Here is a 23694-nt window from a genome sequence, read left to right on the forward strand (position 1 = left end):
CCGCAGGCGTGGTGGGTGGGAGAACCGCAGGCGTGGTGGGTGGGAGAACCGCAGGCGTGGATGTCACCGTCGTCGGCAGCGGACCCAACGGTTTGGCGGCAGCCGTCGTCTGTGCCAGGGCCGGGTTGTCGGTGCAGGTGTTCGAGGCGCAGCCGACCCTCGGAGGTGGCGCCCGCACTCTTGCCGACCCGGAGTTTCCCGGCGTCTCCCACGACATCTGTTCGGCCGTTCACCCGCTCGCGCTGGCGTCGCCGTTCCTGGCCGAATTCGACCTGCCCGCTCGTGGCGTGAGCCTGCGGGTACCCGAGGTCTCCTACGCCAATCCTCTTCCCGGGGCGCGCGCCGCGATCGGTTACCACGACCTCGACCGGACCGTCGCGGAGCTCGAGCACGGGCACTCATGGCGCAGGTTCTTCGGCCCCATGGTCGAACGCGACGACGCCGTTCTCGATCTGCTGCTCGGCGACAAACGCTCAGTCCCGAGCAACCCGATCGCCGCGGTCCAGGTGGCGAGCCGGCTGCTCGAACAGGGCACGCCCGCGTGGGGCGCACTCAAGGGTGACGATGCGCGCGCATTGTTCAGCGGCGTTGCCGCACATGTGATTTCGCAAATTCCGTCGTTGGTGTCGGCGGGCGGGGGCCTCATGTTGGCCACGCTCGCACACACCGTCGGCTGGCCCATCCCCGTCGGCGGAAGCCAGGCCATCGTCGATGCGCTGATCTCGGACCTCCGTGCTCACGGTGGTGTGATCACGGCCGGCCAGGAGGTCACCGAACCACCCGAGGGTGTCGCACTCTTCGACACCGCACCCACCGCGCTGGCCCGCATCTACGGCGACAAGCTGCCCCGCCGCTATGCAAAAGCCTTGCAGCGATATCGATTCGGCCCCGGCGTGGCCAAGGTCGACTTCGTGCTCTCCGAGGATGTGCCGTTCACCGACGAGCGGTTACGACAGGCGCCCACGCTGCACATGGGTGGCACCCGCGAGCAGATGGCTCACGCCGAACGCGAGATCGCCGCAGGGCGGCACCCCCAGTGGCCGATGGTGCTCGCCGCGCAGCCACACCTGGAGGATCCCGGCCGCATCGACGCCCAGGGCCGCCGGCCGTTGTGGAGCTACGCGCATGTCCCGAATGGATCGACCGTCGACCAGGCCGAGCGGGTCACCGACATCTTCGAGCGCTTCGCGCCCGGCTTCCGCGACATCGTGGTGGCCGTGCGATCCGTTCCCGCCGCACGCCTGGCCGACCACAACGCCAACCTGGTCGGCGGCGACATCGGCGTCGGCGGCAACACCCTCGTTCACGCGCTCGCGGGTCCGACCCCTCGACTCAACCCCTGGACCACACCCATCTCCAAGGCGTACCTGTGCTCGTCGGCCACGCCGCCCGGGGGCGGGGTGCACGGCATGGCCGGTTATTTCGCCGCGCGCACGGTGCTGCGGCGCGAGTTCGGCATCAAGACGATGCCTGCACTGTCTCCCTGAGCCCGGAACCCGGTACGTATCGATGCAAATTCGATGCGTAGGTGCGGCGAGAAGGGGTACCCCGGTTGAGTTCGACCGATTCGGGTACCTGTCATCGCATCGAGTGAAGGGAACGCTGCTTGAGCGGGATCAACGGAAACACGCAGACCCCGCTCCTGTCGGTGTCAGACCTCACCGCTCCCCCCAGAGGGCTCATGACCACGGCATTTCCGGTATGGCGCGACGCCATACGCAGTGAGGTGCTTCGGTCACTGGCCGATTTCGTCAAGACACGCTGCGCCGACGACCTCAAGTCGGCCGGAGTCGATCTCGCCGCCGACGTCCTGCAGGATTTCGTCGACGGCGGAAAGTGCGTCCGCTCGACTTTCGTCTACCTGGGCTGGTTGTCCAACGCCGACGACGATCCCGGTGCGCTGCGGGCGGCGGCGAGCTTCGAGTTGCTGCATGCGTTCGCCCTGCTGCAGGACGACGTGATGGACGGCTCCGCGCTGCGCCGCGGGCGACCCTCTGCTCATGTCAGGTTCGCGCAGTGGCACCGCGAGCGGGCAATGTCGGGTTCACCCGAACGTTTCGGCGAGGCCGCGGCCGTCCTTCTCGGTGATCTGTGCCTGGTGTGGGCTGCACAGATGCTGCGGGAAAGCGGTGTCGGCGAGGCTGCGCTGGCGCGCGGCTGGCACAGATACGACTTGATGCGCACCGAACTCGCCGTCGGCCAGTTCGCCGACCTGGTCAACGACGCCGCCGAATTCCCCGAGTGGGAACGGGTTCTCGACGTGATGCGGCGCAAGTCCGGCAACTACACCGTGCGCAGACCGCTCGAGATCGGCGCCGACATGGCCGGATGCGCGCCGGGTGTGCTGATGTTGCTCGGCCAGTACGGCGAAGCGGTCGGTGAGGCCTTCCAGTTGCGCGACGACGTCCTCGGCATCTTTGGGTCTCCCGAGATCACCGGTAAGCCGGCAGGCAGTGACCTCTTCGAGCACAAGGCGACCAGCGTCGTGGTGGCCGCCTACGGCCTCGCCGACGCGAACCATCGCCGCGAGCTCACCCACCTGATGAGTGCCTCTGATCTGGATCACGAGGACATCCGCCGGTGGCGCGAGCTGATCGTCGCGACCGGCGCACTGGAATGGGTTGAACAGCTGATCGATTCGCGGCTCAACCGCGCACTCGAGCTGATCGACACGAGGCAACTGGACCCGTTGATCCGCACCGCGCTGGCCGACATGGCCGCCGCCTGCACCGAACGGGCCGCGTGATGCGCACCGTCGCGGGCCGCACCGACCACGTCGTCGTGGTCGGCGCAGGACTGTCGGGACTGTCGGCGGCGCTACAGCTCGCCGGGCGCGGCCGCACCGTCACGGTCCTCGAACGCGGACGCCATCCGGGTGGGCGCGTCGGTCGCGCCGACATCGGCGGCTACCGCCTCGACACCGGGCCGACCGTGCTGACGATGCCCGACATCATCGACGACGCGTTCGCCGCCGTCGGCGAGAACACCGCGGACCGACTGGACCTGATCAACGTCGATCCCGCCTACCGCGCGTCGTTCGCCGACGGCAGCTCGCTGCACGTGCGCGCCGAAGCCGACGCGATGGCCGCCGAGATCGAGGGCTTCGCAGGCCGCGACCAGGCGGACGGCTATCTGCGCCTTCGCGATTGGCTGGCCAAGCTGTACCGCGTCGAGTTCGACGGGTTCATCGCCGCGAACTTCGACTCACCGCTGTCGCTGCTGACACCGCAGCTCGCCCGGCTGACCGCCATCGGCGGCTTCCGGCGCTGGGACAGGATGGTGCGCCGCTTCATCAGCGATGAGCGACTGCAGCGGGTGTTCACCTTTCAGGCGTTGTACGCCGGTGTGCCGCCGCACCGGGCGCTGGCGGTGTACGCCGTGATCGCCTACATGGACACGATCTCCGGCGTGTACTTCCCCCGCGGCGGTGTGCGCGCGTTGCCCGACGCGCTGGCCGCGGCCGCGACCGATGCCGGCGTCGAGTTCCGTTACGATTCGGCGGTTTCGGCGTTGGAGCGCACGGGCGACCGGGTGGTCGCGGTGCATACCGAGGGCGGTGACCGGATCACTGCCGACGCGGTGGTGCTGACCACCGAACTGCCCGACACGTACCGGCTGCTCGGTCGCACGCCGCGGCGTGCGCTGCCGCTGCGGCCCGCCCCGTCGGCGGTGGTGGCCCACGTCGGCTGCCGCACCGTGGGCCCGGACGTCGGACACCACACGATCGTTTTCGGCGACGAGTGGCGCAAGACGTTCACCGACATCATCGACGACGGGCGCGTGATGTCGGATCCGTCGCTGTTGGTGACCCGCCCCACCGCCGGGGACCCGTCGCTGGCGCCGGCAGGCCGGGACCTGCTGTACGTCCTCGCCCCCGCGCCCAATCTGGCAGTGGGACACATCGATTGGGCATCGACGCGCGACGATTACGTGCGCCAGATGATGGACGTGGTGAGCTCACGGCTCCCGCAGGTGGGGGTCGACCCCGAGGTGCTGCACGTCGTGGATCCCGCGGACTGGGCACGTCAGGGAATGGCCGCCGGAACTCCGTTCGCGTTGGCCCATACGTTCGGCCAGACCGGCCCCTTCCGTCCCGCCAACACCGTTCGCGGCGTCGCCAACGTGGTGTTGGCGGGGTCGTCGACCGTTCCGGGAGTCGGCGTTCCGACCGCGCTGCTGTCGGGGCGGCTGGCGGCCGACCGAATCACCGGCCTGCCAGCCCGGCGGGCCCGTAGCCAGGTGGTGCAAGCATGATCGGTTCCGAACTCGACGCCGCGGGCGTACACGACCCGACACTTCGCGACGCCTATCGCCGCTGCCGCACGATCAACGCCGAACACGGCCGCACCTTCTTTCTGGCCACCCGGCTGCTGGCGCCCGAACAGCGTCCCGCCGTGCACGCGCTGTACGGCTTCGCCCGCCGCGCCGACGACATCCTCGACGACTTCGATCCCGTCATCAGCATGAATGAGCGCGCCGATCAGCTGCAGCGCCTGGCCACCCAGCTGTTCAACCGGCTCGCGCAGGGCAGCTGCGACGACGGGGATCCGTCGCTGGCCGCGGTGGTGCACTGCGCCCGGCGGTACGGCATCCCGTGGGAGCTGTTCGACGACTTCCTCGGCTCCATGCGCATGGATCTGAGCGTCACCGACTATCCCGACCGGGCCGCCCTCGATCGCTACATGTACGGCTCGGCCGAGGTGATCGGTTTACAGCTTCTGCCCGTACTCGGCACCGTCGGCCCACGCGAGGAGGCCGCGCCGTATGCGGCGGCACTGGGAAAGGCGTTCCAGCTCACCAATTTCCTGCGTGACATCGACGAGGATCTCGAGCGCGGCCGGGTCTATCTGCCGGCCGACGAACTGGCCGCACACGGGGTCGACCGAGATGTGTTGACCTGGTGCCACGAGAACCGTCGCACCGACGCAAAGGTGCGCCGGGCGCTGGTGGAACAACACGCCATCAACCGGCGCGTGTACGACTTCGCACGGCGCGGCATCGCTCATCTGAGCCCGCGGTCGCGCCCGTGCGTGTCAGCGGCGCTGACCCTGTACTCCGAAATCCTCGACCGTATCGAGCAAATCGACTTCGCCGTGTTCAGCCAGCGCGCCACCGTGGGCACCGGTCGCCGCATCCGCGTCGGGTGCGCCGGACTGGTCAAGGCGTGGAGGGCGCGTCGTCAGGAACCCAAGGCGTGACGATGGACAACTGGCATTACCTGTTGGTTCTGGCCGCGTGCCTGGTGATCACCGCGCCGTTGGAGATCTTCGGCGACGGCGTTTACCGGCAGGCGCGCCGGGCCGCGGCCGCGATTCTGCCCGTGGCCGCGGTGTTCGTGCTCTGGGATGTGATCGCCATCTTCGCCGACGTGTGGACCTACAACTCGAATTACGTCACTGGGATCGACATCCCCGGCGTGATGCCGATCGAGGAACTGCTGTTCTTCATCGTGATCCCGCTGTGCGGATTGTTGACCTACAACGCCGTCACCACGATCCTGACGTGGTTGCAACGGACGCGGGATCGTGTGGAGCAGGCCAAATGACCGGACTCGGCTACACGGTGCCCGCCGTGCTCGGGGTGATCACCGTGTGCGCCCTGGAATTGGGCGTGCTTCGCACCGGGCTGTTCCGCAAGCCCGCGTACTGGATCTCGATGGCGATCGTGCTCGGTTTCCAGATACCGGTCGACGGTTGGCTCACCAAGCTCAGCGCGCCGATCGTCATCTACGACGAACGGCACACCAGCGGCATCCGGTTCCCGTTCGACATCCCGGTCGAGGACTTCCTTTTCGGCTGGGCGCTGGTCACCGCGGTGCTACTGCTGTGGGAACGGCAGCGGCTGCGCACACAGAGGAGGAACGCGCCGTGAAAGTCAATGCGGGCCGTGACGCCGGTGACCCCGCTGATGTCCCCGCCGCGTTCGACGAGGGGGCACCGGCCTACGACACGCTGGTCGACTCCAATCCCGGATACCATGAGCACCTTCGTATTTCGGCACAGCGGATGCGGTTGCCCGATGACGGTCGCGGTCTGCGGTTGCTGGACGCCGGCTGCGGCACCGGCGCGTCCACCGCGGCGCTGCTGTCGGTGGCGCCGCACGCCGAGATCGTCGGCGTCGACGGCTCTGAAGGCATGCTGGCCGAGGCGCGGGCCAAACAGTGGCCCGACTCGGTGCGGTTCGTCCACAGCCGCATCGAGGACCTCGCCGCCGCCGGCGTCAGCGGTCCCTTCGACGGCATCTTCGCCGCCTACCTCATCCGCAACCTGCCCGACCCCGACGCGCAACTGCGCGAGTTCCGCACGCTGCTGCGCCCGGGAGCGACGCTGGCGGTTCACGAGTACTCCGTGCGCGACTCGCGGCTGGCGACCGCGGTGTGGAACGCCGTGTGCGCCACCATCATCATTCCGAGCGGGCGTCTCCGCAGCGGTGACGCCTCGCTGTACCGGTACCTGCGGCGCAGCGTGAACCGCTTCGACGGTGCCGCGGACTTTCGGGATCGCCTGCGCCGCAATGGCTTCACGGCCGTACACAGCGAGACGATGCCGGGTTGGCAGCGCAACATCGTGCACACGTTCCTCGCCGAGGCGCCCCGATGACCGACCCGCAACGCATCACCCACCCCGCACCGCCGCCCGACGCGGGGGTGCCTTTCGACAAACGGCACGTGGTCGTCGTCGGCGGGGGCATCGCGGGCCTGGCCGCGGCCACCGGTCTCGCCGAACGCGGTGTGAGCGTCGATGTCCTCGAACGCGAGACGTACCTCGGGGGTCGTGTCGGTGGGTGGACCGATTCGCTCGACGACGGCTCTCCGGTCGCCATGAACCGCGGCTTCCACGCCTTCTTCCGCCAGTACTACAACCTTCGAAACCTGTTGCGCCGCATCGATCCAACGTTGGGCATGCTCACCGCCGTCTCCGACTACCCCCTGGTCGACGCGCACGGTAGACGCGACACCTTCCGGGGCCTGCCGCAGACGCCACCGTGGAATGCGTTGGCTTTCGCGCTGCGCAGCCCCACCTTCCGGCTTCGCGACCTGGTGCGGCTCAACGCCCGCGCCGCAGCGCCCTTGGCCGCGGTGTCGGTCCCCGAGATCTATGACCGTCTGGACCATGTCGACGCCGACACCTTCCTTCGCGACATCAACTTCCCCGAACCCGCTCGCCACCTGGCCTTCGAAGTCTTCTCGAGAAGCTTCTTCGCCGAGCCGACCAACCTCTCGGCCGCCGAACTGGCAACAATGTTCCACATCTACTTTCTGGGCTCCAGCGAGGGCCTGGTGTTCGACGTCGCAGGTGCGAACTTCGACACGGCGCTGTGGGAACCGCTGCGCGCGTACCTGCAATCGCTGGGAGTTCGCATCCACACCGGTGTGTCGGTGACCGAGGTACGCACCGCTGACCGGTTCGCGGTGCACTCCGACGGCGGCGACCCGCTCGAGGCCGACGGGGTGGTACTGGCCACCGATGTCTCCGGCCTGCAGCGCATCGTCGGTCAATCGGCATCGCTCGGCGACGACGAATGGCGGTCCCGGATCGCCGCAATGGGCACGGCCGCACCGTTCGTCGTGCAGCGACTGTGGTTGGACCGGCCCGTCGATCCGGACCGTGCGGCATTTCTCGGGACGGGCGGCCGACCGCCGCTGGACAATGTGAGCGTGCTGGACAGGTACGAACGGGAGGCGGCGACGTGGTCGCGCCGAACCGGCGGCTCGGTGGTGGAGCTGCACGCGTACGCGGTGACCGACGGAAAAGACGACGTGCTCGAGCGGTTACCGGTGCGGATGGCCGAACTGTATCCCGAAACCGCCGATGCGAAGATCGTCGGCGAACGGGTGCTGTGCCGTCAGGACTGCCCGCGTTTCGCCCCCGGTGACTTCGAACGCCGCCCCACCGTCTCGACGCCGCAGCCCGGCCTGGCACTGGCCGGTGACGGTATACGCATCGACCTGCCGGTCGCGCTGATGGAGCGGGCCGCCACCACCGGATGGTCGGCGGCCAACCTGCTGCTCAAGCGCTTCGGCCTCACCGGCCACGACCTCCAGACGGTACCCACCCAGGGTCGCTTCGCCCCCCTGCGGCGACTGGCCGAAAGGCAGTACGCATGACCATGCTCGCCGAACTCAAGGCACGGTTGGCGAAAACCACGCCGTTCCAATTGCTTCCGCGCACCACGTGGTCCGGCCAGCAGCCGACGTACGACGATGCCAAACCGTCGCTGATCCACAGCGCGCTGCGCCGCTCACAGCGCAGGCCGAGCGGAAACTGGTATGCGTTCGCGGCCAGCGACACCATCGGCAAGCGACCGGTCAGCGCTACGGTCGGCGGAGTCGAACTGGTCGCATGGCGCGGCACCGACGGCAGTCTCGCGGTCGGCCCGGCAGCCTGCCCGCACCTCGGCGCCGACCTGTCCACCGGGACCGTCGAGTGCGGGACGTTGATCTGCCCGTGGCACGGACTGCGCTTCGACGGCGGCCGAACCTGGAGCTGGCGGCCCTACCCCGCCCACGACGACGGTGTGCTCGCATGGGTGCGGCTGGACGCAATCGGCGGTGAAAGCCCCACGGAGGCACCGATATTGCCGAGGCGACCCGAGGGGCCGCGGCTGTCGGCGGTGACGCGGTTGGTCGGCACCTGCGAGCCCAGCGACGTGATCGCCAACCGGCTCGATCCGTGGCACGGGGCGTGGTTTCACCCGTATTCGTTCACGCGGCTGGACGTACTGTCGGCGCCGGCGGCCGACGACGATCTCCCTGAAGACGCCGACCGCTTTCTGGTCGCAGTCACCTTTCACATCGGGCGGCTCGGCGTCCCGGTGATCGCGGAGTTCACCACACCGGAGCCGCGCACCATCACCATGCGCATCATCGACGGCGAAGGCGCGGGAAGCGTGGTCGAGACGCACGCGACCCCGCTTGGTCCCGACCGCGACGGCGTGCCCCGCACCGCCGTCATCGAGGCGGTCATCGCCCATTCCGACCGTCCGGGATTCGCACACGCGCTTCGCGGCGCTCCGATGATCACCCCGTTCATGCGATATGCGGCCACCCGCTTGTGGCGTGACGATCTGGCTTACGCCGAACGGCTTTACCGGCAGCGCTCCCGGGCTTGAGCCCGTTTTGCGTCGGGTCGCCCGGGTATACCGCCGAGATGAGCAAGGACATCCGCAAGGGCGACAAGGTGCAGTGGAAGAGTCACGGCACCACCGTCACCGGGACGGTCGAAGAGAAGATCACCTCGGGCACCGAGGCCGCGGGTCGCACGGTGCGCGCCGACTCCGACAACCCGCAGTACCGGGTGCGCAGCGACAAGAGCGGCCGCGACGCGGTGCACAAGCCGGAATCGCTGAAGAAGAAGTAGCGCATGCGCAAGGGCGTCGGATATGCGCGCCGCCATCTGGCCCAGCGGCCGAACGGCGACATCGAGGACTCGGCGTGGCGCTACTCGTTGATGAACTGGGGCCACGACCCCTTCAAGTGAGGCTCGTCGAGCAGAGGTATCTGCTCCATGGCCCACGGGCTGATCGACCAGGGCAACCCGACCGCCGAGCGCAACTGATCCCAGGAAACCCACATCCACTCCATGACCTCACCCGGATCGGGCCGCAACCGCCCGTCACAGCGGGCGACGAACACCGGACAGATCTCGTTCTCGACCGTGCCGTCGGCGGCGACCGCGCGGTACCGGAAGTCGGGCAGCACACACACCGGGGATTGGATCGATATGCCCAACTCCTGGCGGGCGCGGCGGCGCACCGCATCCTCGACCTGCTCCCCCGGTGCCGGGTGCCCGCAGAACGAGTTGGACCATACCCCCGGCCAGGTCGTCTTGTTCAGCGCGCGACGGGTCAACAGCACCCGACCGTCGGCATCGAACAGATAGCACGAAAAACCGAGGTGAAGCGGGGTCGCCGCGTGGTGGACACTCGTTTTGGCGGCGCTGCCGATCTGCCGCCCCTCTTCGTCGAGAAGGACGACGCACTCACCGGTCGTGGCCATGGTCGTCGGCGTGCTCACTGCAGACACCTCATGTGTGTACCCAAATCCGCCGGGCTAACCGACGCATAGACGATGCAACCCGGTCATGAGGCGCCCACACACCAATCGACGGCCTCACGCAGGCTGTGCACGCGCGCGGCCGGGCCGACGCCGGCGGCCGCGTCCCACCCGGTGCCGCCGAGCGCGACGTCGGTTTCCGCGCTGGCCGCTGCGACCATATCCATGTCGGCAGTATCGGAGGTGTGTGACCACAGCACCACCCGGGCGGAAGGCGTCACCCTGCCGATCGCCTCGGTCAAGGCCGCGACCGGAACGTCGGCGCCGAGCATCAGCGCACCGCGCCGACGTTCGGAGAGGGCGGCGCGAAGCGCTTCGAGCGGCAGGACATGCGCTTCGCGCGCGGTGCAGGCCAGGATGACCGCTGTCGAGGCGTCGATGCGCATGAGCGGTGCTGCGTGCAGTGAGCGCGACACCGCCCACGACAGCGCGTGTTCGACGTCGACGCAGCCGCCGTCCTCGTCCTGCTGGGTGACGATGGCCGCGAACGCCGGCCGCACCATCAGGTCCCATGTGTCGACAACCCCGAAGTGACGCAGGTGGGTGTCCAGGAGTCGACCCAACGCGGCGAGGTCCAGTTCGAATGCGGCCGACAGCAGCGCCTCGACATCGCCGCGTCGCGGCGCGACGGACCCGGACGCGAGGCGGGCGGCGCTGCGGGCGCTGGTGCCCTGCCCGATGAGCTGGTGCATGTGCTGCACGACGGCGATGTCGTTGTCGCTGTAGAGCCGGTGTCGTCCGGGGCGGTGCTGCGATGGCCCGACCCCGTAGCGCTGGCTCCAGCTGCGCAGGGTCGCAGTCGGCACGCCGACGCGCTCGGCCACCACGCGGACGGTGTACCGCGGTGTGTCAGCGTCATTCATGGGGCCTGCTCACTGGGGTTTCGGCCTAGCGAGGGTTCACCGATCGCGCGCCGGGCAAACCATCAATGCGAAAGCGATGCATCAGTTCGTTATGTGGACATGGCTGCGGCTCGAAGCGGGTACTTGTAGCCCCATGACCGATCAGCAGAAGGACGAACAGCACAGCCGCCCCGAGGGACTCGACGACGCGACCGTCGAGGCGGTCGGCGGGGTCTCGGAGGCATTGGAGTGGGTGGAACGCGCACGCGGACATCTGTATTCGTTCCACCAGCTGATGGGTCGCGCAGACCTTCTGCTGGGCGAGGCTTGTGACAAGTTGCGCGACGCCGGCCACGACGGTGTCGCCGAACGTCTGGAGTCCGAACTCGTCGGCCGCAACGTGCTGTACGGCCGTTGGACGTTCCAGATCGTCGAGGACTTCGACGACAGCTACTGGTCGGTGTTCCGCGACCACGAACGCCAAGTGCGCGACGCGCTGCAGCAGGGCCGCAGGCACGTGTTCGAGTCCGAAATGAAGGAGCGGCGCCGCACCCAGGGTCGCCCCGGGCACGAGCACCGCCCCGACGAGTAGTGATTTCGGTGTCGTCGGTGCCGCTGAGCGCAACCAACTACACCGAAATCGCCGAAGTTAAGCCGTTTCGGTGATGGGCCGGTCCACCCAGCTCATCAGGTCGCGCAGCTTCTTGCCGGTCACCTCGATCGGATGCTCCGCGTTCTTCTTGCGCAGGCCCTCGAGCTCCTTGTTGCCGCCCTCGACGTTGGCGACGAGCTTCTTGACGAAGGTGCCGTCCTGAATCTCTTTGAGAATGGTGCGCATCCGCTCCTTGGTGTCGGCGTCGATCACCCGCGGCCCGGAGAGGTAGCCGCCGAACTCCGCGGTGTCGGACACCGAGTAGTTCATCCGCGCGATGCCGCCCTCGTACATCAGGTCGACGATCAGCTTGAGCTCGTGCAGCACCTCGAAGTACGCCAGCTCCGGCGCATAACCGGCCTCGACCATCACGTCGAACCCGGTCTTGACGAGTTCCTCTGTGCCGCCGCACAACACGGCCTGCTCACCGAACAGGTCGGTCTCGGTCTCGTCCTTGAACGTGGTCTTGATGACGCCTGCGCGGGTGCCGCCGATGCCCTTGGCGTACGACAGCGCAAGCGCCTGGCCCTCGCCCTTGGGGTCCTGATCGATCGCGATCAGACACGGCACGCCCTTGCCGTCGACGAACTGCCTGCGCACCAGATGTCCCGGACCCTTCGGGGCGACCATGCCGATCGTGACGTTGGCCGGCGGCTTGATCAGGTCGAAGTGAATGTTGAGGCCGTGGCCGAAGAACAGCGCATTGCCGTCCTCGAGGTTGGGTTCGATGTCGTTCGAAAAGATCTCGGCCTGTGCGGTGTCGGGCGCCAGCAACATGATGACGTCGGCCCACTTGGCGACCTCGGCGGGCGTGTCGACCTCGAGCCCCTGCTCGGCGACCTTTTCACGCGACTTCGAGCCCTCTTTGAGGCCGACCTTCACCTCGACGCCGGAGTCGCGCAGGCTCAGCGAGTGGGCGTGACCCTGGCTGCCGTAGCCGATGACGCCGACCTTGCGTCCCTGGATGATCGACAGGTCCGCGTCGTCGTCATAGAACATCTCTACTGCCACTGAATTTCCTTATCTACTCACTTGGTTTGGCGATTTGGGTTACTTGGTGGTCCCGATGCTGCGCGGGCCGCGCGACAGCGACACCACACCGGACTGCACGATCTCGCGGATTCCGAAGGGCTCCAACACCCGCAGCAGCGCCTCGAGCTTCTCGGGTGTACCGGTCGCCTCGACCGTCAGCGACTCGGTCGACACGTCGACGACCTTGGCGCGAAACAGGTTCACCGCCTCGATGACCTGACCGCGGGTCGAGGCGTCGGTGCGCACCTTGATCAGCGCGAGCTCACGCGAAACCGAGTTCTCTTCCTCCTGCTCGACGATCTTGATCACATTCACCAGCTTGTTGAGCTGTTTGGTGATCTGCTCCAGCGGCGCTTCGTCCACGCTGACCACGATCGTCATCCGCGACATGTTCTTCTGCTCGGTCGCACCGACCGCCAGGGACTGGATGTTGAAGCCGCGCCGGGAGAACAGCGACGCGACGCGCGCCAGGACACCCGGTTTGTCCTCGACCAGAACCGACAACGTCTGCGTAGCGTTGGTACCCATCAGGCGTGGCCTTCTTCCGGATCGTCGAACAGCGGGCGGATGCCGCGCGCGGCCTGGATCTCGTCGTTGCTCGTGCCCGCCGCGACCATGGGCCATACCTGGGCGTCTGCGCCGACGATGAAGTCGATCACCACGGGACGGTCGTTGATCTCGCGGGCCTGCCGAATCACGTCCTCGACGTCTTCGGCTCGCTCGCAACGCAATCCGACACATCCGAGCGCCTCGGCCAGCTTGACGAAATCGGGGATGCGCCGCGAGTGCGTGGCCAGATCCGTTTGGCTGTACCGCTCTTCGTAGAACAGCGTCTGCCACTGGCGCACCATGCCGAGGTTGCCGTTGTTGATCAGCGCCACCTTGATCGGCGCACCCTCAACGGCACAGGTGGCCAGCTCCTGGTTGGTCATCTGGAAGCAGCCGTCGCCGTCGATGGCCCACACCTCGGCCTCCGGGCGGCCGAACTTGGCCCCCATCGCCGCGGGGACGGCGTAGCCCATGGTGCCGAGGCCGCCGGAGTTCAGCCATGTCTTCGGCTTCTCGTAGGAAATGAACTGCGCGGCCCACATCTGGTGCTGGCCGACGCCTGCGACGTACACGGCGTCGGGACCGGCCATCTTGCCCAGCGTCTCGATGACGTACTCCGGTGAGAGGCTGCCGTCGCTCTGCGGCCCGTAACTCAGCGGGTAGGTCGCCTGCACCCCTCCCAGGTACTCCGTCCAGTTGTCGATCGTGATCGCGTCGGCGGTGCCGTCCCGGCGCAGGGCCACGACCAGATCGGCGATGACGGCCTTGACGTCACCGACGATCGGCACGTCGGCGTGGCGGTTCTTGCCGATCTCGGCGGGGTCGATGTCGGCGTGGATGACCTTGGCCTCCGGCGCGAAGGAATCCAGCCGCCCGGTCACCCGGTCGTCGAACCGGGTGCCCAGCGCTATCAGCAGGTCGCTGCGCTGCAGGGCGGCCACCGCGGACACCGTGCCGTGCATTCCGGGCATGCCCATGTTCTGCGGATGGCTGTCGGGGAACGCCCCGCGCGCCATCAGCGTGGTCACGACCGGAATTCCGGTCAGCTCGGCCAGCTCCAGCAGTTCCTCAGTGGCCTCTCCGCGGATCACCCCGCCGCCGACGTAGAGCACCGGCTTGCGTGCGGCGGCGATCAGTTTGGCGGCCTCGCGAATCTGACGGTTGTGCGGTTTGGTGTTCGGCTTGTAACCCGGCAGGTCGATGCGCGGTGGCCAGCTGAAGGTGCACTGCCCCTGCAGAACATCCTTGGGGATGTCGACCAGCACCGGCCCGGGGCGGCCCGAGGCCGCGATGTGGAACGCCTCGGCGATCGCCTGCGGGATCTCGTCGCCGCTGCGCACGAGGAAGTTGTGCTTGGTGATCGGCATCGTGATGCCGGAGATGTCGGCCTCCTGGAACGCATCGGTGCCGATCAGGCCGCGCCCCACCTGACCGGTGATCGCCACCACCGGAATCGAGTCCATGTGCGCGTCGGCCAACGGTGTCACCAGGTTGGTCGCACCGGGCCCCGACGTGGCCATCATCACGCCGACCTTGCCGGTCGCGTGGGCGTAACCACTGGCGGCATGCCCGGCGCCCTGCTCGTGACGGACCAGGACGTGGCGCAGCTTCTTGGAGTCGAACAGCGGGTCGTACACCGGCAGCACCGCCCCGCCGGGGATCCCGAAGATGGTGTCGACGTCGAGTTCCTCCAGCGACCGGATGACTGCCTGTGCGCCGGTCATCTGTTGCGGCTCAGCGCGTTTGGCCGGTGCGGGCGCAGATTTGGCCGTCGGGTGGGTGGCATGTCCGTCGTCGGGCACGGTTGCCGCCACCTGCTCCAGCGGTCGGGTTGTTGGTGCGCTCACGGTGTTCGTTCTCCTAAATCCTTCTTCGGATCCGTCTCTAGGGTCTCAAATTCGGTGGTCGGGCAAGAAAAAACCCCCGTCAGCTGGGTTGCTGTACGAGGGTCGCGCGCTGATGCCGGAGTTATGCCCGAGTAAGGGCGAGCGCGGCATCAACGCGCTTCCCGATTACTACGAGCAACCCCTGGGCCTGCATAACCGTCGACGGTAGCCTCTGCACTGGTCACAGGTCAAATTGCGGCACGGTGCGAAGATGGCGGGGTGAGTTCGAACGCCGCTCCCGCTCCCGTCGTCATCCGGATCTCTCCCATGGCGCATTTCGCCGTCGCCTTTCTGGCGTTCAGCATGCTTTCGCTGGTTCTGGCGGGCCTCACCTGGGTGGCGGCCCTGTTGATCATTCCGATCGTGTTGTCGGTGTTCGTCGCGCGCTACCGCACCGTCGCCGACCACGATCAGGTGACCGCGCGCACGCTGTTGGGCAGCGAGACCGTCGGCTGGGGCGACATCGACGGCCTGCGCTTCGGCAAGGGATCATCGGCTTACGCCCATTTGAAGGACGGCAGAGACCTGCGGTTGCCCGCGGTGACGTTCGCGACGTTGCCGCTGTTGGCCGAGGCCAGCGAGGGGCGTGTGCCCAATCCGTACGCGAAGGATTAGGCGAACGGGTTGCCGCCGTTGAGCAGCACCCAGAGAGCCACACCGGCGCCCGCGCCGAGCACCAGCGCGCCGAGCGATCCGAGGAAGGGCCGGCGTGCCCAACCGCGTCCGGCGTCGAATCCGTACCGGCCGGGGCCCGTCAACACCAGCGCGGCCACCGCGCAGGTCAGAAACACGTTGTACTCGTGCCCGTCGGTGAGGAAGTCCGACAGGCGCGCCTCCTCGTGGGCGACCATCGCCTCGGCCAGTACGCCGGTCACCAGATACGCCAGCGCGCCGGCGGCGGCCACCGGGGTGAAGAGACCCAGGATGAGCAGCACGCCCGCGGCGATCTGCCCGAACGCGCCGACGTAGGCCAGGATGTCGGCGTAGCGGAAGCCCATATCGGACAGCTGGGCTTCCCATCCGCCCAGCCCGGGCCCGCCCCACAGCCCGAACGCCTTCTGCAGGCCGTGGCCGATGAACAGGGCACCGACTGCGAGGCGCAACAGTAGAAGGCCGAGGTCGAGCGTGCCGCGGCGCTCCGGTGCGGCGCGGAACGGATCGGGGCCGATCTCCGCCGGATCGGCCGAGTAGTCGAGTGCGTGCCTGCCGCCGGGCTGCACGTACGGCAGCGGCTCGGGATCGTTGAGCAGTCCGAAACCGGTGGAGACCGGCGCGCCGCTGTTCGAGTCGTAGTGCGGGATCGCGGTGGTCTCGAAGTCGCCGGCGTAGTTGGCCGACGGGAGGTCGTCTTCGGGGTCGACCAGGCTCGCCGACGCGGGCCGCCCGGCCGCGTCGTCGGGCCGCTGCCAGGCGCGTGGGTCATTGGAATGACTGGTCACCATGCCAGCGTAAGTGCTTGTCACCCGGTAGCCGGGTATTGGCGCGGTGCTTTCGGGGCCTTAATTCGCCGACGGTTCGGGGCGCGGCCCAGCGGGTGCGCGTGGCGAACACATCCGAATGATCCGTAACCTGGCTCGCATGAAACTGCGCCGGCCGATGCGGGGTGCGCTCGCCGTGGCGTGCGCGGCGTTGCTCGTCGGGTCGGGCTGTGCGCGATTCGACGATCTGCAGTCGCAACCGTTCACCACTGAGCCCCAGCTCGAGCCCGGTCCGACGTCGTCACCGCCGCCACCGCCGCCGCTGCCCCCGACGCCGTTTCCGAAGGAGTGCCCGGCGCCCGGCGTCATGCAGGGTTGTCTGGAAAGCACCAGCGGCCTGATCATGCTGCCCGACAGCCAGTCGGCCCTGGTCGCCGAGCGCACGACCGGCGTGGTCAAAGAGGTCTCGGTGCGGGCCGAACCCAAGGTCAAGACGACGCTGCCGGTCGACGGGTCGGGTGATGGCGGGCTGTTGGACATCGTGCTGTCACCGACCTATCAACAGGACCGGCTGATGTACGCCTACGTCAGCACCCCCACCGACAACCGCGTCATCCGCATTGCCGACGGCGACATCCCCAAGCCGATCCTGACCGGCATCCCGAAGGGCGCCACCGGCAACACCGGCGCGTTGATCTTCACCAGCCCGACGACGCTGCTCGTGCAGACCGGCGACGCGGGCAATGCCGCCGATGCCGCGAACCCTGGGTCGCTGGCCGGAAAGGTGTTGCGGATCGAGCAGCCCACCACGGTCGATCAGGCCCCGACGACGACCGCCCTGTCGGGTCTGGGCGCCGCGGGCGGCATGTGCCTGGACCACTCGGACGGGTCGCTGTACATCACCGACCGCGCCGCATCCGGTGACAGGTTGCAGCGCATCACCAAGGACTCGAAGACGTCCACGGTGTGGACCTGGCCCGACCGGCCCGGTGTTGCGGGCTGCGCCGCGCTGGACGGGTCGGTTCTGGTCAATCTGGTCAACACCAAGCAGACCGTCGCCGTGCGGCTCGCTCCCGAAACCGGTGCGGTGACCGGCGATCCCGAGGTGGTGCGCCAGGACCAGCACGGCCACGCCTGGGCATTGGCCATGTCGCCCGACGGCAACATCTGGGGTGGCACGATCAACAAGACGGCGGGCGATGCCCAAAAACTCGACGACGTGGTCTTCCCGCTGTTCCCGCAGGGCGGCGGCTTCCCGCGCAACCCGGCGGACAACACCTGATCGACTGCGCGGTTAGGACCTTCAGCTCTCGACGATGCGCAGGCCGATGATGCCCACGACGATCACGGCGAGAAACGCCACGCGCGCCGCGCTGGCCGGCTCACCGAGCAGGAACACTCCCGCGACCGCGACACCGACGGCGCCGATGCCCACCCAGACCGCATAGCCGGTGCCTGCGGGCAACTGACGAAGTGCCAGGGTCAGCAGGACGAAGCTGAGCAACGCGGCGCCGACGCCGAGCACGCTGGGGCCCAGCCTGCTGAACCCCTCGGACTGCTTGAGCGCGATCGCCCAGACGATCTCGAGCAGCCCCGCGACAACCAGGATCAGCCACGCCATCGCGGGTCACGCATTCGTTCCACCGTCGACGGTGAGAACCGCGCCGGTGATGTTCGATGCACCCGGACCCGCAAGGAACGCAACGGAATCGGCGATGTCGTCGGCGGCGGCGTAGCGGCCGAGAGCGCTGAGCGCGCGCTGCTCGTCGGCGCCGGCCGCGTCGGCGGGGTTCATGTCGGTGTCGGTCGAGCCGGGCTGCACAAGGTTGACGGTGATGTCGCGTGCCCCGAGGTCGCGCGCAAGGCCTTTGGTGAACCCGATGAGCGCGGCCTTGCTCATCGAGTAGAGCGTGACCCCTGCAGAGGGCACCCGCTCGGCCAGATTGCTTCCTATGCTGATGATCCGGCCGCCGCCGGGCATGTGCCGCACGGCGGCCTGACTGGCCAGGTACACCGCACGGGCGTGGATGGCGAGTGTGCGGTCGATCTCCTCGACCGATACCGCCTCGATCGGACCATAGGGAAAGACGCCCGCGTTGTTGACCAGGATGTCGAGCTTGCCGAACTGCGCATTGGCCTGCTCCACGGCCGCTGGCACGTCGTCGGCGGAGGCGCTGTCCGCACGAATCGCCAGGCCGCGCCTGCCGCGCGCAGCGATCCCGTCAACGACCTCGTCGGCGCGCTCCTTAGTCCGCGCGTAGGTGATGGCGACGTCCGCGCCGCGTTCGGCGAGGCGGGCCGCGATGGCTGCCCCGATCCCCCTGCTGCCGCCCGTGACCAGCGCCGACTTCCCTTCCAATTCCGACATCTCGACCTCCTTTATGTATCGTTCGATACATAATTATCGGGCCTGCGTATACTTGTCAACGATTTCTTTGACGTTCGATACAGAAGGGGGTGCGGGGGCATGGTGTCACGCGGCCGACCACGCACCTTCGATCGCACCGAAGCCCTGGAACGCGCCATGGAGGTGTTCTGGCAGCACGGTTACGAGGGCACGTCGATGAGCGACCTGACCGCGGCGATGGGCATCAATTCGCCGAGCCTGTATGCGGCGTTCGGGTCCAAGGAGGAGCTGTTCCGCGAGGCGGTCGCTCGCTACGACCAGACGCTGGGCGCCACCGCGGCAGCCGAGTTGCGCGATCGGCCCACCGCACGTGAGGCCATCGCCGCGGTGCTGCGCCACCACGCCGAGGTGTTCTGCGATCCGGACAAACCCCGCGGCTGCATGATCGTGCTCGCCGCCACCACCTGCACCGAACGCACTCGTTCAGTGCACGAACACCTCGCCGAGTGGCGCGTCGCCACCGAGGACGCCTTCCGCACCCGGGTCGACCGGGGGATCGCCGACGGCGACGTCCCGGCCGGAGCCGACGCCGCGACCATCGCCGCGTTCTACAACACCGTGAACCATGGGATGGCGATACAAGCCCGCGACGGCGCGGACCGAGAGAAGTTATCGGCGATCGCCGAAGCGGCCATCGCAGCTTGGGAGGGCCTGACCGGGTCCTGACACGCCGCCATGCTTCCAGAATGCAGCCAGGGCCGTGGTCGAGCTTCGCGCACGACCCTGTGTGCAGTTTCGGTGCTAGCTGCAGGCCGCCAAGACCAGCTCGCGCACCCGTGCCGCGTCGGCCTGTCCCTTGGTGGCCTTCATGACGGCGCCGACGATCGCGCCCGCGGCCTGCACCTTGCCGCCCCGAATCTTCTCGACGATGCCGGGATTGGCCGCCAGCGCCTCGTCGACGGCGGCCTGCAACGCCGAATCGTCGCGCACGACCTCCAGCCCACGACCCTTCATCACCTGCTCGGGTTCGCCCTCGCCGGCCAACACGCCCTCGACCACCTGCCGGGCGAGCTTGTTGGACAGCTTGCCGTCGTCGACGAGCTTGACGACCGCGGCCACCTGCGCGGGCGTGATCGGGAGCTCGTCGAGTTCCACACCGGCTTCGTTGGCCTTCTGCACCAGAAAGTTTCCCCACCACGCGCGGGCCGCGTCGCTGGATGCGCCCTGTTCGACGGTGGCGGCGATCAGGTCCAGCGCGCCGATGTTGACGAGGTCGCGCATCACCTCGTCGGAAATTCCCCAATCGTCCTGAATTCGCTTGCGGGACAGCCACGGAAGCTCGGGAATCGTCGCCCGCAACCGCTCGATCCACTCCGCATCGGGTGCCACCGGCTCGAGGTCGGGCTCGGGGAAATACCGGTAGTCCTCGGCGGTTTCCTTGCTGCGTCCCGGTGAGGTGTAACCGTCCTCGTGAAAGTGCCTGGTCTCCTGGGTGATTCGACCGCCCGACTCGAGAACCGCTGCCTGCCGGCGCATCTCGTAGCGGACGGCGACCTCGACGCTCTTGAGCGAGTTGACGTTCTTGGTTTCGGTGCGGGTGCCGAACTCCTTCTGCCCTATCGGTTTGAGCGAGACGTTGGAGTCACAGCGCATCGAACCCTGGTCCATGCGAACATCGGAGACGCCGAGGCCGCGCAGCAGATCCCGCAGCGCCGTCACGTAGGCACGGGCGATCTCGGGGGCGCGCTCGCCGGCGCCTTCGACCGGCTTTGTGACGATCTCGATCAGCGGCACACCGGAACGGTTGTAGTCGATCAGCGAGGTCGTGGCGCCTTCGATGCGGCCCGTCTCGCTGCCGAGGTGGGTCAGCTTGCCGGTGTCTTCCTCCATGTGGGCGCGCTCGATCTCGACCCGCCAGTTCGACCCGTCGTCGAGCGGCACGTCGAGGTAACCGTTGATCGCGATCGGCTCGTCGTACTGGCTGATCTGGTAGTTCTTCGGCATGTCCGGATAGAAATAGTTCTTGCGGGCGAACCGGCACCACGGCACGATCTCGCAGTTCAGCGCGAGCCCGATCCGGATCGCGGACTCGACGGCCTTCTCGTTGAGCACGGGCAGCGACCCGGGCAGTCCCAGGCAGACGGGGCACACCTGAGTGTTGGGTTCAGCGCCGAACTTGTTGGCGCAACCGCAGAACATCTTGGTGGCGGTGGACAGTTCGACGTGGACTTCCAATCCGAGCACGGGCTCGTAGCGCGCGACGACGTCGTCGTAGTCCAGCAGGTCGGCGGTCGCAGCAGTCATGACGCCGATCTTAGTAAGCGGGCTCAGCCGAAGAACTCCGCGGCGTCGTCGTACCGGCTCTGCGGGACGAGCTTCAGCTGGCGGGTGGCGTCGGCGAGCGAGACGCGGCCGATCTCCTGGCCGCGAAGCGACACCATCATCCCGTACTCGCCCGCGTGTGCGGCATCGGCGGCGTTGACACCGAAGCGGGTGGCCAGCACGCGGTCAAAGGGCGTCGGCGTGCCGCCGCGCTGCACGTGGCCCAGAACCGTCACCCGCACCTCTTTGTTGATTCGCTTCTCCACCTCGAAGGCGAGCTGCTGTGCGACGCCGGTGAAACGCTCGTGGCCGAACTCGTCGAGTCCGCCCTGCCGCAGTTGCATCGACCCCTCGGCCGGCTTCGCGCCTTCTGCCACCACGCAGATGAAGTGCGAATCACCGCGCACGAAGCGCTGTTTGATCAGTCGGCAAACCTCTTCGACGTCGAAGGGCTGTTCGGGGATCAGCGTCATGTGCGCACCGGACGCCAACCCCGCATTCAACGCGATCCAGCCCGCGTGGCGGCCCATCACCTCGACGAGCATCACGCGCTGGTGTGACTCCGCAGTGCTGTGCAAGCGGTCGATGGCCTCGCTGGCCACCCCGAGCGCGGTGTCATGTCCGAACGTGACATCGGTGCAGTCGATGTCGTTGTCGATGGTCTTCGGCACGCCGACGACGGGAACGTTCTCCTCGGAGAGCCAGTGCGCGGCGGTGAGCGTGCCCTCGCCGCCGATCGGGATCAGAACGTCGATGCCGTTGTCGTCGAGCGTCTGCTTGATCTGGTCGAGCCCGGCGCGCAGTTTCTCCGGATGCACGCGGGCGGTGCCGAGCATCGTGCCGCCCTTGGCCAGCAACCGGTCGTTGCGGTCGTCGTTGGCCAGTTGGATGCGACGGTTCTCCAGCAGACCGCGCCAGCCGTCCTGGAATCCGACGACCGACGAGCCGTAGCGCACGTCGCACGTGCGCACCACGGCCCGAATGACCGCGTTCAGTCCCGGACAGTCACCGCCACCGGTCAGCACTCCGATCCGCATGGCTACATCCTCCCCGAGCGCGCGGATGTTTGCGCCCTCTGTCGGCGTTTGCGTCCAACAAACGTGCGCTCGCGGCCCCTAAACCGCCGTCGACAGCGGCCCGCGTGCCGCCTCGTAGGCCGCGCCGACGCGGTACAACCGGTCGTCGGCCAGCGCGGGTGCCATGATCTGCAGTCCGACGGGCAGCCTGTCGTCGGGTGACAGCGCCGAAGGCACCGACATTCCGCAGTGGCCCGCCAGGTTCAACGGCAGCGTGCACAGGTCGAACAGGTACATCGCCAGCGGGTCGTCGACCTTCTCCCCCAACGGGAATGCCGTCGTCGGCGTCGTCGGCGAGATCAGCACGTCGACCTTCTCGTATGCCTCGTCGAGATCGCGCGCGATCAGCGTGCGCACCTTCTGCGCCTGGTTGTAATACGCGTCGTAGTACCCCGCCGACAGCGCGTAGGTGCCAATCATGATGCGGCGCTTGACTTCCGGGCCGAAGCCGGCGGCACGAGTCAACGCCATGACTTCCTCGGCGCTGTGCGTGCCGTCGTCACCGACGCGCATCCCGAAGCGCATCGCGTCGAAGCGCGCGAGGTTGCTCGAGACCTCCGATGGAAGGATCAGGTAGTAGGCCGGCAGCGAGTAGTCGAAGTGCGGGCAGTCCACCTCGCTGACCTCGGCGCCCAGCGCGGTCAGCTGTTCGACGGCGGCGTTGAACGACTCCAGCACACCGGGCTGGTAGCCGTCGCCACGCAACTGCTTGACCACACCGATCCGCACGCCCGCCAGGTCGCCGGCCGCTCCGGTCCGCGCGGCGCTGACGACGTCGGGCACCGCGGCGTGGACCGACGTGGAGTCCTTCGCGTCGTGCCCGGCGATCACCTGGTGCAGCAGTGCGGTGTCGAGGACGGTGCGCGCGCACGGGCCGCCCTGGTCGAGCGAGGACGCGCACGCGACCAGCCCGTAGCGCGACACGGTTCCGTAGGTCGGTTTGACGCCGACCGTCGCAGTCAGCGCGGCCGGCTGGCGGATCGAACCACCGGTGTCGGTGCCGATTGCCAATGGCGCCTGGAACGCCGCCAGCGCTGCGGCGCTTCCCCCTCCGGAGCCGCCGGGCACGCGCTCGACGTCCCACGGATTGCGCGTCGGCCCGTACGCGGAGTTCTCCGTGGACGACCCCATCGCGAACTCGTCCATGTTGGTCTTGCCGAGGATCGGCAGGCCGGCAGCACGCAGCAGCATGGTGACGGTCGCGTCATAGGGCGACGTCCAGTCCTCGAGGATCTTCGATCCGCAGGTCGTGGGCATGTCGGTGGTGGTGAAGACGTCCTTGAGCGCCACCGGCACCCCTGCCAGCGGCGAGGGCAGATCCTCGCCGGCCGCGACGGCCGCATCGACGCGCGCGGCGGCCTCCAGCGCACGCTCCTCCGCGACGTGCAGGAACGCGTGGTAGCGGTCGTCGGTCGCGGCGATCTGGTCCAGGTGTGCCTGGGTGACCTCCGTCGACGACACCTCTTTTGCGGCGATCTTTTCTCCGAGCGTCGCGGCGTCCATTCGGGTGAGATCG

26 protein-coding genes are annotated in these 23694 nt (G+C 67.9%); 15 read left to right on the forward strand and 11 right to left on the reverse strand.

The window, feature by feature from the left end; translation table 11 throughout:
- The first annotated feature begins 56 nt into the window (after window positions 1-56).
- The 11 genes from CEX88_RS24585 (at window position 57) to CEX88_RS24635 (ending at window position 9479) form a co-directional block, all read left to right on the forward strand.
- Window positions 57-1487 carry a phytoene desaturase family protein gene (locus CEX88_RS24585; protein ID WP_094295485.1) on the forward strand — a complete coding sequence of 477 codons (1431 nt, stop codon included), beginning with the start codon at window positions 57-59 and terminating at the stop codon, window positions 1485-1487.
- Window positions 1488-1681: 194 nt separating this feature from the next.
- On the forward strand, window positions 1682-2746 hold the full coding sequence (locus CEX88_RS24590) for a polyprenyl synthetase family protein (protein ID WP_094295486.1): 1065 nt from the start codon (window positions 1682-1684) through the stop codon (window positions 2744-2746).
- Window positions 2746-4254 (forward strand): phytoene desaturase family protein, encoded by a 1509-nt coding sequence (gene crtI, locus CEX88_RS24595; RefSeq protein ID WP_094295487.1) that lies wholly within the window; start codon window positions 2746-2748, stop codon window positions 4252-4254. Before CEX88_RS24590 ends, crtI begins: the two co-directional genes overlap by 1 nt.
- Entirely contained in the window at window positions 4251-5198 is a 948-nt protein-coding gene (locus tag CEX88_RS24600) for a phytoene/squalene synthase family protein (protein WP_094295488.1), read from the forward strand. Before crtI ends, CEX88_RS24600 begins: the two co-directional genes overlap by 4 nt.
- A gap of 2 nt (window positions 5199-5200) precedes the next feature.
- Window positions 5201-5545, forward strand: coding sequence for a lycopene cyclase domain-containing protein (locus CEX88_RS24605; RefSeq protein WP_094295489.1), 345 nt, complete (start codon window positions 5201-5203; stop codon window positions 5543-5545).
- Window positions 5542-5871, forward strand: coding sequence for a lycopene cyclase domain-containing protein (locus tag CEX88_RS24610; protein ID WP_066844967.1), 330 nt, complete (start codon window positions 5542-5544; stop codon window positions 5869-5871). Before CEX88_RS24605 ends, CEX88_RS24610 begins: the two co-directional genes overlap by 4 nt.
- Entirely contained in the window at window positions 5868-6599 is a 732-nt protein-coding gene (locus CEX88_RS24615) for a class I SAM-dependent methyltransferase (protein WP_094295490.1), read from the forward strand. Before CEX88_RS24610 ends, CEX88_RS24615 begins: the two co-directional genes overlap by 4 nt.
- On the forward strand, window positions 6596-8107 hold the full coding sequence (locus CEX88_RS24620) for an FAD-dependent oxidoreductase (protein ID WP_094295491.1): 1512 nt from the start codon (window positions 6596-6598) through the stop codon (window positions 8105-8107). Before CEX88_RS24615 ends, CEX88_RS24620 begins: the two co-directional genes overlap by 4 nt.
- The gene (locus CEX88_RS24625) at window positions 8104-9111 is read left to right on the forward strand and encodes a Rieske (2Fe-2S) protein (protein WP_094295492.1); all 1008 of its coding nucleotides are present in this window, start codon (window positions 8104-8106) and stop codon (window positions 9109-9111) included. The genes CEX88_RS24620 and CEX88_RS24625 overlap by 4 nt, the downstream gene beginning before the upstream one ends.
- A 38-nt stretch (window positions 9112-9149) precedes the next feature.
- Entirely contained in the window at window positions 9150-9359 is a 210-nt protein-coding gene (locus CEX88_RS24630; RefSeq protein ID WP_094295493.1) for a hypervirulence associated TUDOR domain-containing protein, read from the forward strand.
- A 3-nt stretch (window positions 9360-9362) separates the two neighbouring features.
- A complete protein-coding gene (locus CEX88_RS24635) occupies window positions 9363-9479 on the forward strand; it encodes a DUF3140 domain-containing protein (RefSeq protein WP_126315877.1) in 117 nt (38 codons plus the stop codon).
- Here the strand turns inward: CEX88_RS24635 and idi are convergent.
- Entirely contained in the window at window positions 9440-9997 is a 558-nt protein-coding gene (gene idi, locus CEX88_RS24640) for an isopentenyl-diphosphate Delta-isomerase (RefSeq protein WP_094295494.1), read from the reverse strand. The genes CEX88_RS24635 and idi overlap by 40 nt on opposite strands.
- An 83-nt stretch (window positions 9998-10080) precedes the next feature.
- On the reverse strand, window positions 10081-10917 hold the full coding sequence (locus CEX88_RS24645) for a MerR family transcriptional regulator (RefSeq protein ID WP_066844984.1): 837 nt from the start codon (window positions 10915-10917) through the stop codon (window positions 10081-10083).
- Window positions 10918-11050: 133 nt separating this feature from the next.
- On the opposite strand from CEX88_RS24645, the gene CEX88_RS24650 reads away from it, so the two are divergent.
- Window positions 11051-11488, forward strand: coding sequence for a hypothetical protein (locus CEX88_RS24650; RefSeq protein ID WP_094295495.1), 438 nt, complete (start codon window positions 11051-11053; stop codon window positions 11486-11488).
- Between the two features lie 57 nt (window positions 11489-11545).
- Here CEX88_RS24650 and ilvC read toward each other — a convergent pair whose 3' ends face one another.
- From ilvC to CEX88_RS24665, 3 genes are read right to left on the reverse strand one after another with little or no spacing between them, the layout of a single operon-like run.
- A complete protein-coding gene (ilvC, locus tag CEX88_RS24655) occupies window positions 11546-12547 on the reverse strand; it encodes a ketol-acid reductoisomerase (protein WP_197506030.1) in 1002 nt (333 codons plus the stop codon).
- Between the two features lie 51 nt (window positions 12548-12598).
- Window positions 12599-13108, reverse strand: a complete 510-nt coding sequence (ilvN, locus tag CEX88_RS24660) for an acetolactate synthase small subunit (protein ID WP_066844993.1) — start codon at window positions 13106-13108, stop codon at window positions 12599-12601.
- The gene (locus tag CEX88_RS24665; RefSeq protein ID WP_094295496.1) at window positions 13108-14976 is read right to left on the reverse strand and encodes an acetolactate synthase large subunit; all 1869 of its coding nucleotides are present in this window, start codon (window positions 14974-14976) and stop codon (window positions 13108-13110) included. The genes ilvN and CEX88_RS24665 overlap by 1 nt, the downstream gene beginning before the upstream one ends.
- A 306-nt stretch (window positions 14977-15282) precedes the next feature.
- Here CEX88_RS24665 and CEX88_RS24670 point away from each other — a divergent pair, with 306 nt between their 5' ends.
- Window positions 15283-15630, forward strand: coding sequence for a PH domain-containing protein (locus CEX88_RS24670; protein WP_066844999.1), 348 nt, complete (start codon window positions 15283-15285; stop codon window positions 15628-15630).
- Here the strand turns inward: CEX88_RS24670 and CEX88_RS24675 are convergent.
- Window positions 15627-16454, reverse strand: coding sequence for a DoxX family protein (locus CEX88_RS24675; protein ID WP_094295514.1), 828 nt, complete (start codon window positions 16452-16454; stop codon window positions 15627-15629). The genes CEX88_RS24670 and CEX88_RS24675 overlap by 4 nt on opposite strands.
- 139 nt (window positions 16455-16593) lie before the next feature.
- Here CEX88_RS24675 and CEX88_RS24680 point away from each other — a divergent pair, with 139 nt between their 5' ends.
- Window positions 16594-17715: a PQQ-dependent sugar dehydrogenase gene (locus tag CEX88_RS24680; protein WP_066845002.1), complete on the forward strand. Its 1122-nt coding sequence runs from the start codon at window positions 16594-16596 to the stop codon at window positions 17713-17715.
- A 21-nt stretch (window positions 17716-17736) separates the two neighbouring features.
- Here CEX88_RS24680 and CEX88_RS24685 read toward each other — a convergent pair whose 3' ends face one another.
- Complete coding sequence (locus CEX88_RS24685) at window positions 17737-18054, reverse strand: DMT family transporter (protein WP_066845005.1); 318 nt, start codon at window positions 18052-18054, stop codon at window positions 17737-17739.
- A 6-nt stretch (window positions 18055-18060) separates the two neighbouring features.
- Entirely contained in the window at window positions 18061-18801 is a 741-nt protein-coding gene (locus CEX88_RS24690; protein WP_094295497.1) for an SDR family NAD(P)-dependent oxidoreductase, read from the reverse strand.
- Window positions 18802-18900: 99 nt separating this feature from the next.
- On the opposite strand from CEX88_RS24690, the gene CEX88_RS24695 reads away from it, so the two are divergent.
- Window positions 18901-19506, forward strand: coding sequence for a TetR/AcrR family transcriptional regulator (locus CEX88_RS24695; RefSeq protein ID WP_066845011.1), 606 nt, complete (start codon window positions 18901-18903; stop codon window positions 19504-19506).
- A 75-nt stretch (window positions 19507-19581) separates the two neighbouring features.
- Here the strand turns inward: CEX88_RS24695 and gatB are convergent, their stop codons facing one another.
- The 3 genes from gatB to gatA form a co-directional block, all read right to left on the reverse strand.
- Complete coding sequence (gene gatB / locus CEX88_RS24700) at window positions 19582-21084, reverse strand: Asp-tRNA(Asn)/Glu-tRNA(Gln) amidotransferase subunit GatB (protein WP_094295498.1); 1503 nt, start codon at window positions 21082-21084, stop codon at window positions 19582-19584.
- Window positions 21085-21107: 23 nt separating this feature from the next.
- The gene (locus CEX88_RS24705; protein WP_094295499.1) at window positions 21108-22139 is read right to left on the reverse strand and encodes an ATP-dependent 6-phosphofructokinase; all 1032 of its coding nucleotides are present in this window, start codon (window positions 22137-22139) and stop codon (window positions 21108-21110) included.
- Window positions 22140-22217: 78 nt separating this feature from the next.
- Complete coding sequence (gene gatA / locus CEX88_RS24710) at window positions 22218-23681, reverse strand: Asp-tRNA(Asn)/Glu-tRNA(Gln) amidotransferase subunit GatA (protein ID WP_094295500.1); 1464 nt, start codon at window positions 23679-23681, stop codon at window positions 22218-22220.
- Between the last annotated feature and the right edge of the window lie 13 nt (window positions 23682-23694).

Source organism: Mycobacterium neumannii (assembly GCF_002245615.1).
GTDB classification, from domain to species: Bacteria; Actinomycetota; Actinomycetes; order Mycobacteriales; family Mycobacteriaceae; genus Mycobacterium; species Mycobacterium neumannii_A.